Genomic DNA, 14680 nt, shown 5'->3' with positions numbered 1-14680 from the left:
ATCATTCCCCACAAATGCGAACGCCCGCCATGTGGCGGGCGTTGCATTGTGATCCGGGGAACAGGATTCAGAGCTTATCGATGCCGCTTTTGACTGCATCCTTGGCATCGCCTGTTGCCTTCTGGACCTTGCCTTTGAGGTTCTGGGCTACGCCTTCGCCTTCAAGTTTTTTGTCGTTCGTTATGTGGCCGACTTCTTCCTTGACCTTGCCGACAACCTGATTGGCAACGCCCTTGATCTTGTCTTCGATGGAACTCATGACCGGCTCCTTCCGTCTTGATGTTGTGCAATCCCTAACGGGCGTCTCTCTGTTGGGTTGCGTCATGACAGCTTAAGATGCGTGACAAAATACGGCCGCGCTTTCATACATCGTCAGAAGACGCCTTTCAGATTTTCCGGAGAACCAGCATGACCCAGAGTTGCGACCCGAACGGGCAGACCGGTGGCGGTTGCGGTGTTGGCCTGACACCGGAGCAGCGGCGTATCCTTCATGAACACGGAACCGAACGTCCTGGCTCCAGCCCCCTCAACGATGAAAAACGCGCGGGGATTTATGCCTGTGCGGCCTGCGGGCGGCCGCTTTTTGACTCGGAAACGAAATATAATAGCGGCAGTGGTTGGCCTTCGTTTTTCCAGGCTCTGCCGGATGGTGTCGAAACTACGCAGGACAGCCGCTATGGCATGGTCCGCACCGAAGTCCACTGCGCGAACTGCAAGGGTCATCTGGGGCACGTCTTTCCCGATGGTCCGCCGCCTACGGGGCTTCGTTATTGTATGAACGGTCTGGCGCTCGATTTTCGCCCGGCCGAAGGAGAAAAAGCATGAGTCAGGCGCTGCCGCCTATCGTTCTCGACCATCCGCTGGTGCGCCACAAGCTGACCCGTCTGCGTGACCGTAATACATCCACGGCCGGTTTCCGCCGCCTGACGCGTGAGCTTAGTCTGCTTCTGGCCTATGAAGCCACGCGCAATCTGTCGCTGGCACCGCGGCATATCGAGGCACCGAGCGGCTCGATGGAAGGCGAGGAACTGGACGGTAAGAAGCTTTGTTTCGTCTCTATCCTGCGCGCCGGTAATGGTCTGTTGGATGGCATGCTGGATCTGGTGCCGTCCGCGCGTGTTGGCCATATCGGCCTGCGCCGGGACCACGAGACGCTGGAAGTCAGTGAATACTATTTCAATATGCCAAGCGACATTCCGGGACGGACCTGCATTGTGCTCGACCCGATGCTGGCGACGGGACACTCCGCCGCTGCCGCACTGACCCGTGTGAAGGCTGCCGGGGCCACGAACCCGATTTTTGCCTGCCTACTGGCGGTTCCCGAAGGCATCGCCCATATGGCTGAGCTGCATCCCGATGTGCAGATCGTAACCTGCTCCATCGACAGTCATCTGGACGAGCATGGTTATATCGTTCCCGGCCTTGGCGATGCGGGCGATCGTCTGTTCGGCACGCGCTAAGGCTGCGGCACACGCTCTTGTGTGCTGAAATTTTAGTGGTTTTGTGGCGGGTATGGAGGCTTATTCTGAGGAGAGCGTTCCATGCCTGCCTATGCCCTGTTTATTCGTGAAAAGCTGGCCGATCCGGCCGAATTCAAAAAATATTCGGAAGTGGTTGGGGAAACCTTCAAGGGATTTCCGGCCAAAATCCTGGCTGCTTATGGCAAGCAGCAAAAACTCGAAGGCACCGAGCCTGATGGTGTGGTGATCATTGAGTTCCCGGACGCGGCTTCAGCCCGGGCCTGGTATGAAAGTCCGGCCTATCAGAAGGCTGCCGAGCATCGCTGGAAAGCCGGACCTTACAATGTCGTGATCGTAGACGGGGTCTGAGCGTCAGTCGCGCCGGACGATGTAATGCCGTGCCAGATCGGTCTCGATCTGGTGGGCATGCTCGGTGTCGCGGGCTTCCACCATCACCAGAAGCTCGGCCGTCTGGACAGACGGGGAGGCGAACAAGCGGTGATGGGAGACTTCGATGATGTTCCCGCCGTAATTGCCGATGCGCGTGGAGATGTCCGCCAGCATGCCCGGACGGTCGGGGATCTGGAAGATCAACCGCAGAATACGCCCATCCCGTAGAAGAGAGCGCAGGATCGTGTTTGCAAGAATGCGCGCGTTGATGTTCCCGCCCGAAAGGGGGAGGGCTACGCGTCGTCCCTTGAACAAATCCGGATAAGCAAGAACGGCAGCCAGACCCGTGGCCCCAGCGCCCTCACAGATCTGCTTGGCCTTTTCAGCCAGTGTCGTGACAGCGCTTTCGACCTGAAGTTCACTGACGACAAGGATCTTTGAAATCTTGTTGCGGAATGCGCTCAGGCAGTGATCGCCAAGCTGAGTGACGGCAATGCCTTCCGCGATGGTTGAGCCGCCCTTAGTCGGGCCGTCTTCCTGCGGATAGTTTGACAGTGAAGCATAGGCCTCGACCTGCACGCCAATAACCTCGACGTCCGGGCGAAGGGCCGACATGACGGTCGCAAATCCGCCGATCAGTCCACCGCCACCGACGGGCACGACGACTGTGTCGATATCCGGGGCGTCCTGCAGGAGCTCAAGTGCTGCCGTACCCTGGCCGGCGATGACGGCCGGATCATTGAATGGATGCACGAGGACGCGCCCGTCCTGCTTCTGAAGCTCGGCTGCAGTCTCGCTGGCCTGTGCAAAATCGTCTCCTGCGAGCACAACAGTCGCACCCCAGGCCCGCGTCGCCGCGACCTTGGTGGCTGGCGTGAAGCGGGGCATGACGATGGTTGCGTCAATGCCGAGAAGGCTGGCCTGACGGGCTACACCCTGTGCGTGATTGCCAGCCGAGACGGTAATCACGCCGCGCGCCCGCTCTTCAGGTGTCAGGAGGGCCATCTTGTTGGCCGCTCCGCGCTCCTTGAAGGAGCCGATCGCCTGAAGGTTTTCGAGCTTGAGCGTAATCTCCGCGCCCGTCAGCCGGGAAAGGGCTGGGCAGGCGATGGTCGGCGTGCGAACCACCGTGGACGCGATGCGCTCATGGGCGCTCTCGATATCCGCGATGGTCACGACAGGGGGGAGGGACGTCAGGACGTCAGACATCAGCGATATGTGACCTTGAGGATTTCATAGGTCCGGTCTCCGCCAGGGGCGGGAACGGAAACGGAGTCACCGACATCCTTGCCAATCAGGGCCTTGGCCAGAGGCGAGGAAATCGAGATCAGACCCTGCTTGATGTCGGCCTCATGAACGCCAACGATCTGGTACAGGGCTTCCTTGTCGGTCTCTTCGTCGACGAGTTCGATATGTGCGCCAAAACGGACGCGCGTTCCGGTCAGCGCCGACGGATCGATTACCTCGGCATTGGAGATGATGCCTTCCAGCTCCAGGACGCGGCCTTCGATGAATGACTGGCGGTCACGGGCGGCATGATACTCGGCGTTTTCGGACAGGTCACCATGTTCGCGGGCTTCTGCAATGGCACGGATGACGGCCGGGCGGTCAACGCTCTTGAGGGTCCGCAGCTCGTCTTCGAGACGCTGCTGTCCCTTCGCGGTCATGGGGATCTTCTGCACTCTGAAATCCTCGAAAAAGCGTGACTGAAATTATGATGAAGCCAGACAGCCTAGGGTTTGCCGGGGTTTTTTGCAAGGTGGGGCGGCATGAGGCCTGTGTGTGTCAGGCTTGGTGCTGTTCCCGCAAGCCGGGGCGGCTCATGGGCTGAGCTGCGTGAAAATGCAGGTTTGGTAGGAGGTAGCCTGTGTAAGATTAGGCTTTCTTCTGGCGTTCGCTCAGGACAAGCCAGCCAAAGCAGGTTGTGAGCCCGGCTGCAAAGAAAGCGGCCATTTTCAGGCTGATGAGAAACCGCTGTCCCATCCCGATATGTACGGATGTCTCATCGGTATCCCACAGGTCGGGAACGCCATAAGCATGGGGATTGTTGCTGTGGATGACGCCATGAGACAGATAGTGTCGCATCAGTTCATGCGACGAAATCACGCCCTGATGAAAATGATTGAGGATCAGGACGATGACCAGAAACGACAGTCCGGCGGGACCAGCGACGAAATGGTCGCCTGTAAGGCAGCGCTTCAGCAGTCTGAACTGGATGAAGAGGGCGCCGATAAAGAAGATCCAGAGCATCGGTGTGGGCAGCGTCAGCCACAGCCCGATCTCGATGGCCGCCAGGGCCGCAACCGCTAGATAGACCATAAGATCGATCCGAAGCGGAAAACCGCTGATGGCGCGCCTGAGCATCGTGATGTCCTGCATGGAGAGTGGAGTTCCGGGGCATCCAGACTATCCGCTCTCTCCTTTGTGCGACAAGTCCGATGCTCCTTTCCGGTTAGGCTGTGATCCTTTTGCGGGACAGCCTAACCGGAAGAGTCTTGATAAGGTCAGAACTTACCCTTGAAGTAGGACTGGAGCGGGGCGACGCCCAGATCGTCTTCCTTGAGGACCGCGATGGCGTAGGTCGCCGCACGGGCACCTGCGATTGTGGTGTAATGCGGGATGCCCATGGTCAGGGCACTGCGACGGATCTCATAGCTGTCCTGCGCGGCCTGACCGCCCTGTGACGTGTTGATGACCATCTGCACGTCGCCTGAACGGATGGAATCCACGCAGTTCGGACGACCCTGCATCACCTTGTTCACGCGCTTTACGGGAATGTCTGCGTCTTCCAGGCGGGAGGCCGTGCCACTGGTGGCAAGGATCGTGAAGCCCATGGCGACCAGCTTGCGGGCCAGCAGCTGGACATGCGCCTTGTCGCTGTCGCGGACGGAGAGGAACACCGTACCCGAAAGTGGCAGTGTCACACCGGCTGCAAGCTGCGACTTGGCAAAGGCGCGCTCGAAGCTGGAATCCAGCCCCATGACTTCACCCGTGGACCGCATTTCCGGACCAAGGATCGTGTCGGCATTGGCGAAGCGATGGAAGGGGAACACGGCTTCCTTGACCGCGACATGCGGAGAAACCGCACCGCCATCAAGCTGGAACTCGGTTAGCTTCGCACCCGCCATGACGCGCGCGCCGATCTTGGCAACCGGAACACCAGTGGCCTTGGCGACGAACGGTACGGTCCGCGATGCGCGCGGGTTCACTTCGAGAACGAAGACTTCCTGATCCTTGATGGCGTACTGGACGTTCATCAGGCCGCGGATGCCCAGTTCGCGGGCCATGGCTTCGGTCTGTGAGCGCAGTTCCGTCACCAGTGCCGGGGAGAGCGTATAGGGCGGCAGGGAGCAGGCGGAGTCACCGGAATGGATGCCGGCTTCCTCGATGTGCTCCATGACACCTGCGACATAGACGTTCTCGCCATCGCAGATGCAGTCCACGTCCGCTTCGATGGCGTCGTTGAGGTAGTGGTCGAGCAGGACGGGGCCGGTTGAGACTTCCGGACCGGCGGCGCGCAGGACTTCGTTGAGGTAGCGCTTGAGGCCCGGCTTGTCATAGACGATTTCCATCGCACGGCCGCCCAGAACGTAGGACGGGCGGGCGACGACCGGGTAGCCGACTTCTTCTGCGATCTTCTCGGCTTCCGCCGGGCTGCGGGCGATGCCGTTGCGGGGCTGGCGCAGGCCGAGCTTGCGGAGCATGGTCTGGAAGCGCTCGCGGTCTTCGGCGCGGTCGATCGCGTCCGCAGGTGTGCCGAGCAGGGGGATGCCAGCGTCTTCCAAGGCGCGGGACAGCTTGAGCGGGGTCTGGCCGCCATACTGAACGATGCAGCCCAGCACCTTGCCGCCTTTTGCTTCTGTGCGGATCAGAGCGATCACGTCCTCGGCGGTCAGGGGCTCGAAATACAGGCGGTCCGAGGTGTCGTAATCGGTGGAGACTGTCTCGGGGTTGCAGTTGACCATGACCGTCTCGAAACCGGCTTCGCGCAGGGCGTAGGCGGCGTGGACGCAGCAATAGTCGAACTCGATGCCCTGACCGATGCGGTTCGGGCCACCACCAAGAATGATGATCTTGTCGCGGTTCGTCGGACGGCTTTCGCATTCCGGCGTGCCGAAGCCGCCTTCATAGGTGGAGTACAGATAGGGCGTGTCGGAAGCGAATTCGGCGGCGCAGGTGTCGATGCGGCGGTAGGCCGGCGTTACAGCCAGTTTTTCACGTAGAGCTGCGACATCCGTGATGCTCTGGCCGGAAAGGCGGGCAAGTTGGGCGTCGGAGAAGCCCTGGGCCTTGAGGCGGCGCAGGTTGTAGGCGTCCGTGGGCAGGCCGTTCTTTTCGATCTCGCGCTCGGAGGCCACGATGTCTTCAAGTTGGCGGAGGAACCACGGCTCGAACTTGCAGGCTGCGTTGACCTGTTCGACCGAAAGTCCGGCGCGCAGGGCCTGTGCGGCCATCAGGATGCGCTCGGGGCGCGGTTCGGCCAGAGCGGCGAGATAGGCGTTGTGCGAACCGTCGCCGGGAGCTTCGACCGGGTCGAGCCCGGTGAGGCCCGTCTCCATCGAGCGCAGGCCCTTCTGGATGGCTTCGGCGAAGGAGCGGCCCACCGACATGGCTTCACCGACCGACTTCATGGATGTCGAGAGGAGCGCCGGGGAGCCGGGGAACTTCTCGAAGGTGAAGCGGGGGATCTTGGCGACGACATAGTCGATCGTCGGTTCGAAGGAGGCCGGGGTCGTTTTGGTGATGTCGTTTTTGAGTTCGTCCAGCGTGTAGCCGACGGCCAGTTTGGCAGCGATCTTGGCGATCGGGAAGCCGGTGGCTTTCGAGGCAAGTGCGGAGGAACGCGACACGCGCGGGTTCATCTCGATGACGACCAGACGGCCATCGGCGGGATTGACGCCGAACTGCACGTTGGAGCCGCCGGTCTCGACGCCGATTTTGCGCAAGCACGCGATCGAGGCGTCCCGCATGCGCTGGTATTCCTTGTCGGTCAGCGTCAGGGCGGGAGCAACGGTGATGGAGTCACCGGTATGGACGCCCATTGGGTCGATGTTTTCGATGGAGCAGATGATGATGCAGTTATCCGCAGTGTCGCGGACCACTTCCATCTCGTATTCTTTCCAGCCGAGAACGGACTCTTCGATCAGGACTTCTGTCGTGGGGGAGGCATCGAGGCCGCCCGTGACGATCTGGTCGAATTCCTCGCGGTTATACGCGATGCCGCCACCTGCGCCGCCCATGGTGAAGGACGGGCGGATGATGGCGGGCAGACCGACATCGGCCAGCGCCGCGCGGGCTTCTTCCAACGTGTGTGCGATGGTGCTGCGGGGGCTTTCGATCCCGATCTCGTCCATGGCTTCACGGAATTTCTGGCGGTCTTCCGCGCGGTCGATGACCTCTGCGTCGGCGCCGATCAGTTCCACGTTGTGCTTTTTGAGGAAGCCGGACTTGTCGAGCGCCATGGCGGCGTTCAGGGCTGTCTGGCCGCCCATCGTCGGCAGGACGGCGTCGGGCTTTTCCTTGAGGATGATGCGTTCGACGAATTCCGGGGTGATCGGCTCGATATAGGTCGCATCCGCCAGACCGGGGTCGGTCATGATGGTGGCGGGGTTCGAGTTGATCAGGATGACGCGATAGCCTTCCTCACGCAGGGCCTTGCAGGCCTGTGCGCCGGAATAGTCGAATTCGCAGGCCTGTCCGATGACGATCGGGCCAGCGCCGATGATCAGGATGGACTTGATGTCTGTCCGTTTTGGCATGGCTCAGGCTCCTGCTTTAGCGCGACGGTCCATGATCGCGACGAAACGCTCAAAAAGATAGAAACTGTCGGACGGGCCGGGGCTCGCCTCGGGGTGGTACTGGACGGAGAAGGCGTCCTTCGTGGTCGAAGCGATGCCTTCGTTGGAGCCGTCGAACAGGCTCACATGCGTCACTTTTACGTCGGCGGGCAGGGACTTTTCGTCCACGGCGAAGCCGTGATTCTGGCTGGTGATTTCCACGCGGCCGGTTTCGACGTCCTTGACCGGCTGGTTGGCGCCGCGATGGCCACGCTCCAGCTTGTAGGTCTTGCCGCCCAGCGCCTGTGCGAGAAGCTGGTGGCCGAGGCAGATGCCGAAGACGGGGACGTTCGCGTCGAGCACTGTGCGAATGGCGGGGACGGCATAGGTGCCGGTTGCGGCCGGATCGCCGGGGCCGTTGGAGAGGAACACGCCTTCGGGCTTGAGTTCCAGAATTTCTTCGGCGGTGGCCGTGGCGGGCAGGACGGTGACGTCACAGCCGGCGGTCACGAGGCAGCGCAGGATGTTGTCCTTGGCGCCGTAATCCATGGCGACCACGCGGCGACGGTTTTCGGTCCGGGCCGGGCGGGTGGTTTCCCACACGCCTTCGGTCCAGATCCGCTTGGGCTGCGTCACCTCTTTGGCGAGGTCCATGCCTTCGAGGCCGGGCCACTGGCGGGCACGGTTCAGCAGGCTGTCCGTGTCGATGCGGCCGTTTTCCGGGAAGGCGAGGATGGCGGTCTGTGGGCCGCTGTCGCGCAGGGTGCGGGTGATGGCGCGGGTGTCAACGCCGCTGATGCCTGCACGGCCATGTTTGCTGAGCCATGCCGCGAGGGGCTCGTGGGAGCGCCAGCTTGCCGGGGCGGTGATGTCTTCCTTCACGACGGCACCGAGGGCGGCCATTTTCGGGGCCTCGTTGTCATCGGCATTGGTGCCGACATTGCCGATATGGGGGAAGGTGAAGGTCACGATCTGTCCGGCGAAGGACGGGTCTGTCAGGGTTTCCTGGTAGCCGGTCATGCCGGTGGAGAAGCACAGTTCACCGACGGCGCCTTCCGTATGGGCGCCGAAGCCGCGGCCCCACAGGACTGTCCCGTCTGCAAGGACAAGGGCGGCGTTGGCGCCGGGAGGGCAGGGATTGGACACGTCCGTCTCTCTTTCTTGTTCTTGTGGGGTTTGAGGTGCGGTGAGATCCGCTGTCAGATCCTGAAGGGCGATTCCCGGCACGCGCAGCAGGGCCGGCCAGTGTTTGGTGGGGACCATGCGGGACTGGCGCCACTTGCGCACGGCTTCCAGCCCGACACCGGCGAGAGCGGCGATTTCGTCCGCGCCTCCGGCTTTTTCAATGATTCTGTCGATGTCCATGGTCGCCCCGTTTCTGGCTGCCGGATGTACTTCTGGGACCTCTGAATAAGGGATCAGAAACAGAATGGGAAGTTTTTTCCCACTATCTGTTTTGCGTTCTCGGAAGGGGTGGGAAGTTTTTTCCGAATGACTTGTTTGGCGGCCACAGGGGGCTGCCGGATTGTTGCAAACCGGCTTTTGTGCGATTTTGCCGCTATTCAAAGAATGAGGGACGGCTCGCCGAGGGAATTTCCGGCGGGCTGTCCGATGAAGGAGAACGGCGATGTCGCTTCGCAAGCAGATCATGGACGACCTCAAGACAGCCATGAAGGCCGGTCAGTCCGATACGGTGGCTCAGATCCGCGGGATCACGGCCAAGATCAAGGATCTGGACGTTGCCGCTCGCGCCAAGAGCGCCGAGGTAACGGATACGGACATCATTTCCGCCCTGCGTTCCATGATCAAGTCCCGCACGGAATCTGCTACGATGTATCGTGAGGGTGGCCGTCCGGAGCTGGCGGAAAAGGAAGAAGGCGAGATCGCCACGATCAAGTCGTACCTGCCGCCGGAACTTGATGAGTCTGCGCTGAAGGCCGGGATTGTCGAAGCGGTGCAGAAGACCGAAGCGGCTGGTATGAAGGATATGGGCAAGGTCATGGCGGCTCTGAAGGAGCGCTTCGGCGCGGATCTGGACCCGGCGAAGGCCAGTGCGCTGGTGAAGGCGCATCTCTCGGCCTGATCTGTCGATCAGTTGCAGGATAAAAAGCCGCTCCTTCGGGGGCGGCTTTTTTTGTTTTCACGCTGTCCGGCAGAGTTTGGCGTAATCGCTGGGCCGGTAGCCGGTGTTTTTATGGAAGGTTGTGGCGAAGGCGCCGAGGCTTTCGTAGCCCACATCCAGGGCGACGCTGGCCACGCTTTCGCCGCGGGCCAGTTTTTCCTGTGCGTTCAGGATGCGCAGGCGTTGCCGCCAGACTGAGAACGGCAGTCCCGTCTCAAGAGTAAAATGGCGGACGAAGGAGCGTAGCGACATGGCGGCCAGTCTGGCCCAGTCTTTCTGGGCGCGGGGGTCTGCCGGGTTGTCGCTCAGGCTGTTGGCGACGCGGCAGAGTTGTTCGCTTTTTGGGAAAGGCAGGGACACGGAGGCGCGTGGGGCAGCGAGGAACTCGTGCCAGAAGCATTCTGCGAGGCGGGCGATATGCGCGTCCCATCTGGCTTCGTAGGCATCGCGGGAGAGGCGGTCCGCTAAAGCGGTAAGGAGACGTGTTCCGCCAGCGATAAAGGGTTCGTCCGGCAGAGTGGTGCATCGCGCTTTATGGGCATAGAGGCTGCATCCTGAGACGGCGCCGTGCGAGCGGGCTTCATGCAGGATATGGGGTGGGAGCCAAAGGCACTGGCCGGGGCCGATCAACCAGTAGGCGTGCTCGGTGCGGATGGCCATGACGCCGCTTTCAATGCCGAGAATCTGGCCGCGTTCATGGGCGTGCCGGTCTGCAACCCGGCGTGTGTCCTGTTTCATGTGGCCGCCGAGAAGCCATGGCGTTCCGGCGTTTGGACGGTCTGCGGCGGCGGGGGTTATGAAGGAATTGGCGTGCATGAGTCGAACTATGGCCTGAGAGCGTGAGAACGCCAAAATTGCTTTCGCTAGAACTGTCTTCTCCGGACGGGTTTGAAGCCCTGAGCGGAGTGTTCAGCGGGAGATCAGGATCATGAAAGTCGGTTTTGTCGGCCTCGGGGCCATGGGACATGCAATGGCGGAGCGTCTTCTCAAGGGAGGGCATGAGCTTGTCGTGACCAACAGGACACGCGCGAAGGCGGATGATCTGGTGGCGCAGGGGGCGGTTTTTGCCGAGACGCCTGCGGACGTGGCGCGCCAGGTGGAGGTTGTGTTCTCTATGCTGTTCGATGATGCCAGCACGGAAGAGGCTGTGTTCGGAGAGCATGGCATCGCGAGGGCCTTGGTGCCGGGCGCCATTCATGCGTGCAGCAGTACGCTGTCTCTGGAGCAGGCGCGTCGTTTGCGGGACGGGCATGCAGAACGCGGGCAGGGTTATGTCAGCGCCAATGTGCTGGGGCGGCCTCCGGCAGCGAAGGCTGGCGAATTGTTTGTGGTGACGGCAGGAGCGGAAGAGGCTCTGAAGCGTCTGCGGCCTTTGCTGGAGTGTTTCGGATCCCGCATTTTCGAAGTGGGGCAGGATCCGGTTCAGGCCAATCTGGCCAAGCTGTCTCTGAACTTCATGATCTATTCGACGATTGAGCAGATGGCGGAAGTTTTTGCGTTGAATGAAAAGGTCGGCACGGATCCGCATAAGATTTTTGAGATCATGACGGGCAGTTTTTACACCGCACCGGTTCATAAGAACTACGGGAAACTGATGGTCGATCATGAATACGACCATCCGGGCGCGCCGGTGACGCTGGGGCTTAAGGATATCGAGATGTTTCTTAAGGCCGGTGGAGAAAATGCTGTGCCGCTGCCTTATGCCTCGGTAGTGCGGGATCGGTTGCTGAGTGCGATCAGTGCGGGGGATGCCGAGCGCGATTTTGTCGTGCTGCTGGAGCGGGCTCGGCAGGACAGCGGGCTGAAATAGGTGTCGGGGTCCGATCTGGACGCGTTGATTGCGTTCATGACGTCCGATTATTGCTAGTTTGTGGATGAACTGACGCGTGTTCAGCAGGGCCATGGTGCGCTTGGAAGCCGGCAATAGCGTGCGGCAGTGTTTGACAGGGTCGCGCCGAGGTCCCCACTCTGAAATCCGCTTGTTACGGATGAGGCCAGAATGTCGGCAGGTGGTTCAACGAAGGTCGTTTTCATTGCGCTGGGGGTCAATCTCGCGATTGCCTGCGTGAAGGGTGTGGCGGCTCTGCTCACCGGCTCGGCCGCGATGCTGGCGGAGACGGTTCATTCCTTTGTCGACTGCGGCAACCAGATTCTGCTGTTGGTGGGCATGAAGCGCGCGGCGGCTCCGGCGACGAAGGAGCATCCGCTGGGGCATCATCGGGAGCTTTATTTCTGGACGCTGGTGGTAGCGGGCGCGCTGTTCATTGGCGGCGGGGTCGCGTCGCTGCATGAGGGGTGGGAAAAGGTCTGGCATCCGGCGGCGATGGAGCCGATCCATGTGCAGGGACATGTTTTTCCCGGCTGGTGGCTGAATGTCGCCATTCTTGGGATTTCGGGAAGCATGGAGGGCTACGGGTTTCTGGCGGCCATGAAGTCCCTACCGTCCGGGAAGGGTTCCCTGTGGACTATGATCCGCCGCAGTACTGATCCGGGACTGTTTGTCGTGCTGTTCGAAGATGGCGCGGCGCTGGTTAGTCTGATGATCGCGCTGGTCTTTACCGTTCTGTCCGTCGTGACGGGATGGCATATTCTGGACGGTGTGGCATCGCTGTTGATCGGGCTTGTTCTGGTGATTGTTGCGGTACTGCTGACGAACGAGACGCGCTCCCTGCTGGTTGGGGAGAGTAGTCCGGAAATCGACGCTTTCGTGCGGGCCGAAGCGGTGAAGCTGTCAGGTGTAGTCGGAGTCAACGAGGTCGTGACTGAGACGCGGGGGCCGGGGAGTATCATTGTCCTGGTGTCGCTGGACTGGGACGATACGCTGACCGCCGGGCAGGTGGAGCAGGGGGTTTCGGCGCTGGAGCGGGTGACGCGGGCGCGGTATCCGTCGGTGCTGCGGATGTATGTCGAGGCGCAGGATCGTAAGGATGGTGTGCCGCTTCCGATCTGAAACAAGTCTGAACGCAAACCGGGCTCCCGTGAGGGAGCCCGGCATGGGTGTCATTATCGGAAGATGATGGCTCCGGTCTTACTGGGGCTGGGCCGGAGTGGCTTCCGGGGTGGTGGCCGGCGTAGCAGGGGTCGTGCTGTTCATCTGGCCAGGTGAGGTTGAGTGCTCGACATCGTAGGCAGTGGCCTTCTCGCTGTAGGTGCCCTTCGCGCCAGGATGTTCTTTGTCGTACAGGGCAGCCTTTGCGCGGGCTTCCTTGCGGTAACGGTGACGGACATACATGCCGGTCACGCAGCCGCCCATGGCGCCGAGGAAACCATGATGGTTGGCGACGTGTCCACCGACGGCGCCGGCAGCGCCGTATTTAAGGCAGCCACCCGGTTCTGCTTCTGCCGTTGTGATCGATGTCGCCAGCAGACCGGCTGCGGCGGCAAGCATCAGGTACTTTTTCATTAACGCTTCCTGTTTTCCAAAGCTGCCGGGGCACCCGGTAGCAGAGAGACGGAGCCGAGCATGCCCCAATCCTGCGTTCAGAACAATCGGAGGGGGCAGCGTACGACATTTTCGGCTGGGGCGCAGAAGGTCCAGACGGTGCCGTCTGGTTCATGGGAGCAGGCACTACTGGCGCCTGGGATCGAGCGGGGATTGTGTTCGATGACGATCGAGCCGAAACCGCGGCGTTCGGGTCTGGCGACGGTGGGGCCTCCGGTCTCCTTCCAGTGCATCCGGAAGATTGGCTTGTCCTCTTCGTCGTGCAGACCCCAGCTGACGGTCACGGTTCCGGTGTCGTTCGACAGGGCGCCATATTTGATGGCGTTGGTGGTCAGCTCGTAAATGGCCAGGCCGATGCGATCGGCGGTGTCGGGGATGAACTGAAGCTCCGGATCGCCTTCGATCCGCAGGCGTGTGGCTGGAAAATCGCCGGCGACAACAGTCTGGGACGTGACGACGTCCCAGACTGTGGCACCTGTCCATTCGCCGTGGATCAGAAGATCCTGACTTCTGGCGATGGAGGTGATGCGCTCTTCCAGAACCTTGACGAAAGGAGCTGTGGGGTCGGGGACGGTGCGTCGGATCAGGGCCTGAAAGATCGCGAGCATATTTTTGGAGCGGTGGTTCAGTTCGTTGAGCAACAGGGCGATCCGCTGCTCATTTTCGTGCTGGGTCGTTACATCGCGCGAGACGCAGAGAATGGCTTCGACGCTCTGATCGGGATTCAGAAGCGGGGTCAGCATGTTGTCCCAATGCCGGATGGGCTGGCCGGGGAGTTGACTGACGCCCATGAAGCGGGCGTTCCGTCCTTTGGTGGCGTCCTTCAGGGCCTCGCGGCCTGGGGTATGAGCTTCCGGCGGGAGCAGGCCGAGCCAGCGCATGCCGAAGCCTGAGGTGCTGTCCACGCCGAGGGCACTGCAGCCTGCGGTATTCATGTGAACCAGCGTGCCGTCTTTTGCAATTTCCTTGATGCAGTCCACGCTGACATTGAGCATGCGGTCACGGATATCGGCTTTTTGGAGAAGATCTTCCTCGTGGCGTTTCTGTTCGTGGATATTGGTCAGGATGAGGAGGCGAATGGTGTCCTCGCCGTTGGTGGGCAGGCGCTGGACAAGGCGCAGGAGGAACCAGCGGGTGTGTCCGTCAGGATTCAGAATGCGGAAGCTTATGCTCCGGAGTTGATCTGAGGGGGTGGTATCGCGGAGGATGCGGGTGATCTCCGCCTGATCGGCGGGGACAACGATCGGAAGCCATTCTGAAAAAGCGAGCGGCACACCAAGCGCAGCGGCCTGCTGTTTCCAGGCCATGTTGAAGTGCATGGTGCCTGGGCTGCTGCCAGGCTCCATGCAGATCAGATCAGGCAGCAGGTCGAAGGCGGTGCAGAAAATATCAGGTGGGGCGGTCTGTGTCTGTCCCATATCTCTATTCTGATAGTAGCGCGTAGTATTGCGATGGTTTCAGGATCCATGCGCGATATTTTCTGTCGCGC

The 14680-nt window shown here is 61.0% G+C and carries 15 protein-coding genes and 1 pseudogene; 7 read left to right on the top strand and 9 right to left on the bottom strand.

Annotated features, from left to right (window positions below):
* Window positions 1-67 precede the first annotated feature (67 nt).
* Window positions 68-259, bottom strand: a complete 192-nt coding sequence (locus GSP01_RS05405; RefSeq protein ID WP_141351517.1) for a CsbD family protein — start codon at window positions 257-259, stop codon at window positions 68-70.
* Between the two features lie 149 nt (window positions 260-408).
* Between GSP01_RS05405 and msrB the strand changes: the two genes are divergently transcribed.
* The 3 genes from msrB to GSP01_RS05390 all read left to right on the top strand — a co-directional run bounded on the left by msrB (window position 409) and on the right by GSP01_RS05390 (window position 1829).
* Window positions 409-825 carry a peptide-methionine (R)-S-oxide reductase MsrB gene (gene msrB / locus GSP01_RS05400; protein ID WP_141351515.1) on the top strand — a complete coding sequence of 139 codons (417 nt, stop codon included), beginning with the start codon at window positions 409-411 and terminating at the stop codon, window positions 823-825.
* Entirely contained in the window at window positions 822-1460 is a 639-nt protein-coding gene (gene upp / locus GSP01_RS05395) for a uracil phosphoribosyltransferase (protein WP_141351513.1), read from the top strand. Before msrB ends, upp begins: the two co-directional genes overlap by 4 nt.
* A gap of 81 nt (window positions 1461-1541) precedes the next feature.
* Window positions 1542-1829 (top strand): DUF1330 domain-containing protein, encoded by a 288-nt coding sequence (locus GSP01_RS05390; RefSeq protein WP_141351511.1) that lies wholly within the window; start codon window positions 1542-1544, stop codon window positions 1827-1829.
* 3 nt (window positions 1830-1832) lie between these two features.
* Here the strand turns inward: GSP01_RS05390 and GSP01_RS05385 are convergent, their stop codons facing one another.
* The 5 genes from GSP01_RS05385 to carA all read right to left on the bottom strand — a co-directional run bounded on the left by GSP01_RS05385 (window position 1833) and on the right by carA (window position 8992).
* Window positions 1833-3059, bottom strand: coding sequence for a threonine ammonia-lyase (locus GSP01_RS05385; protein WP_141351509.1), 1227 nt, complete (start codon window positions 3057-3059; stop codon window positions 1833-1835).
* Window positions 3059-3532: a transcription elongation factor GreA gene (greA, locus tag GSP01_RS05380; RefSeq protein ID WP_141351507.1), complete on the bottom strand. Its 474-nt coding sequence runs from the start codon at window positions 3530-3532 to the stop codon at window positions 3059-3061. The genes GSP01_RS05385 and greA overlap by 1 nt, the downstream gene beginning before the upstream one ends.
* A gap of 193 nt (window positions 3533-3725) precedes the next feature.
* Window positions 3726-4229 (bottom strand): hypothetical protein, encoded by a 504-nt coding sequence (locus tag GSP01_RS05375; RefSeq protein ID WP_141351505.1) that lies wholly within the window; start codon window positions 4227-4229, stop codon window positions 3726-3728.
* Between the two features lie 125 nt (window positions 4230-4354).
* A complete protein-coding gene (gene carB / locus GSP01_RS05370) occupies window positions 4355-7609 on the bottom strand; it encodes a carbamoyl-phosphate synthase large subunit (RefSeq protein WP_141351503.1) in 3255 nt (1084 codons plus the stop codon).
* Window positions 7610-7612: 3 nt separating this feature from the next.
* Window positions 7613-8992 carry a glutamine-hydrolyzing carbamoyl-phosphate synthase small subunit gene (gene carA, locus GSP01_RS05365; RefSeq protein WP_141351501.1) on the bottom strand — a complete coding sequence of 460 codons (1380 nt, stop codon included), beginning with the start codon at window positions 8990-8992 and terminating at the stop codon, window positions 7613-7615.
* A 262-nt stretch (window positions 8993-9254) separates the two neighbouring features.
* Here carA and GSP01_RS05360 point away from each other — a divergent pair, with 262 nt between their 5' ends.
* Entirely contained in the window at window positions 9255-9710 is a 456-nt protein-coding gene (locus GSP01_RS05360; RefSeq protein ID WP_141351499.1) for a GatB/YqeY domain-containing protein, read from the top strand.
* A 57-nt stretch (window positions 9711-9767) separates the two neighbouring features.
* Here the strand turns inward: GSP01_RS05360 and GSP01_RS05355 are convergent, their stop codons facing one another.
* Entirely contained in the window at window positions 9768-10565 is a 798-nt protein-coding gene (locus GSP01_RS05355; RefSeq protein WP_141351497.1) for an AraC family transcriptional regulator, read from the bottom strand.
* A gap of 97 nt (window positions 10566-10662) precedes the next feature.
* On the opposite strand from GSP01_RS05355, the pseudogene GSP01_RS15420 reads away from it, so the two are divergent.
* From GSP01_RS15420 to GSP01_RS05345, 3 genes and pseudogenes are all read left to right on the top strand, one after another.
* Window positions 10663-11148, top strand: a pseudogene (locus tag GSP01_RS15420) (NAD(P)-dependent oxidoreductase); the annotation flags it as partial.
* 6 nt (window positions 11149-11154) lie between these two features.
* Window positions 11155-11559, top strand: a complete 405-nt coding sequence (locus GSP01_RS15415; RefSeq protein ID WP_348536414.1) for an NAD-binding protein — start codon at window positions 11155-11157, stop codon at window positions 11557-11559.
* Between the two features lie 189 nt (window positions 11560-11748).
* Complete coding sequence (locus GSP01_RS05345; RefSeq protein WP_141351493.1) at window positions 11749-12699, top strand: cation diffusion facilitator family transporter; 951 nt, start codon at window positions 11749-11751, stop codon at window positions 12697-12699.
* 78 nt (window positions 12700-12777) lie between these two features.
* Here the strand turns inward: GSP01_RS05345 and GSP01_RS05340 are convergent, their stop codons facing one another.
* Window positions 12778-13152, bottom strand: coding sequence for a hypothetical protein (locus GSP01_RS05340; RefSeq protein WP_141351491.1), 375 nt, complete (start codon window positions 13150-13152; stop codon window positions 12778-12780).
* A 77-nt stretch (window positions 13153-13229) separates the two neighbouring features.
* Window positions 13230-14609 (bottom strand): sensor histidine kinase, encoded by a 1380-nt coding sequence (locus GSP01_RS05335; protein WP_141351489.1) that lies wholly within the window; start codon window positions 14607-14609, stop codon window positions 13230-13232.
* Between the last annotated feature and the right edge of the window lie 71 nt (window positions 14610-14680).

Origin of the sequence: Gluconobacter sphaericus NBRC 12467 (genome assembly GCF_006539125.1) — a bacterium.
GTDB lineage: Bacteria > Pseudomonadota > Alphaproteobacteria > Acetobacterales > Acetobacteraceae > Gluconobacter > Gluconobacter sphaericus.
The sequence above is the reverse complement of the archived record's forward strand: the minus strand, read 5'-3'. Positions and strand labels throughout refer to the sequence as shown.

What these genes read in the sequence shown, in the direction of transcription:
- GSP01_RS05405 (WP_141351517.1), bottom strand. Translation starts at nt 259, where the DNA reads ATGAGTTCCATCGAAGACAAGATCAAGGGCGTTGCCAATCAGGTTGTC.
- msrB (WP_141351515.1), top strand. Translation starts at nt 409, where the DNA reads ATGACCCAGAGTTGCGACCCGAACGGGCAGACCGGTGGCGGTTGCGGT.
- upp (WP_141351513.1), top strand. Translation starts at nt 822, where the DNA reads ATGAGTCAGGCGCTGCCGCCTATCGTTCTCGACCATCCGCTGGTGCGC.
- GSP01_RS05390 (WP_141351511.1), top strand. Translation starts at nt 1,542, where the DNA reads ATGCCTGCCTATGCCCTGTTTATTCGTGAAAAGCTGGCCGATCCGGCC.
- GSP01_RS05385 (WP_141351509.1), bottom strand. Translation starts at nt 3,059, where the DNA reads ATGTCTGACGTCCTGACGTCCCTCCCCCCTGTCGTGACCATCGCGGAT.
- GSP01_RS05375 (WP_141351505.1), bottom strand. Translation starts at nt 4,229, where the DNA reads ATGCAGGACATCACGATGCTCAGGCGCGCCATCAGCGGTTTTCCGCTT.
- carB (WP_141351503.1), bottom strand. Translation starts at nt 7,609, where the DNA reads ATGCCAAAACGGACAGACATCAAGTCCATCCTGATCATCGGCGCTGGC.
- carA (WP_141351501.1), bottom strand. Translation starts at nt 8,992, where the DNA reads ATGGACATCGACAGAATCATTGAAAAAGCCGGAGGCGCGGACGAAATC.
- GSP01_RS05360 (WP_141351499.1), top strand. Translation starts at nt 9,255, where the DNA reads ATGTCGCTTCGCAAGCAGATCATGGACGACCTCAAGACAGCCATGAAG.
- GSP01_RS05355 (WP_141351497.1), bottom strand. Translation starts at nt 10,565, where the DNA reads ATGCACGCCAATTCCTTCATAACCCCCGCCGCCGCAGACCGTCCAAAC.
- GSP01_RS05345 (WP_141351493.1), top strand. Translation starts at nt 11,749, where the DNA reads ATGTCGGCAGGTGGTTCAACGAAGGTCGTTTTCATTGCGCTGGGGGTC.
- GSP01_RS05340 (WP_141351491.1), bottom strand. Translation starts at nt 13,152, where the DNA reads ATGAAAAAGTACCTGATGCTTGCCGCCGCAGCCGGTCTGCTGGCGACA.
- GSP01_RS05335 (WP_141351489.1), bottom strand. Translation starts at nt 14,609, where the DNA reads ATGGGACAGACACAGACCGCCCCACCTGATATTTTCTGCACCGCCTTC.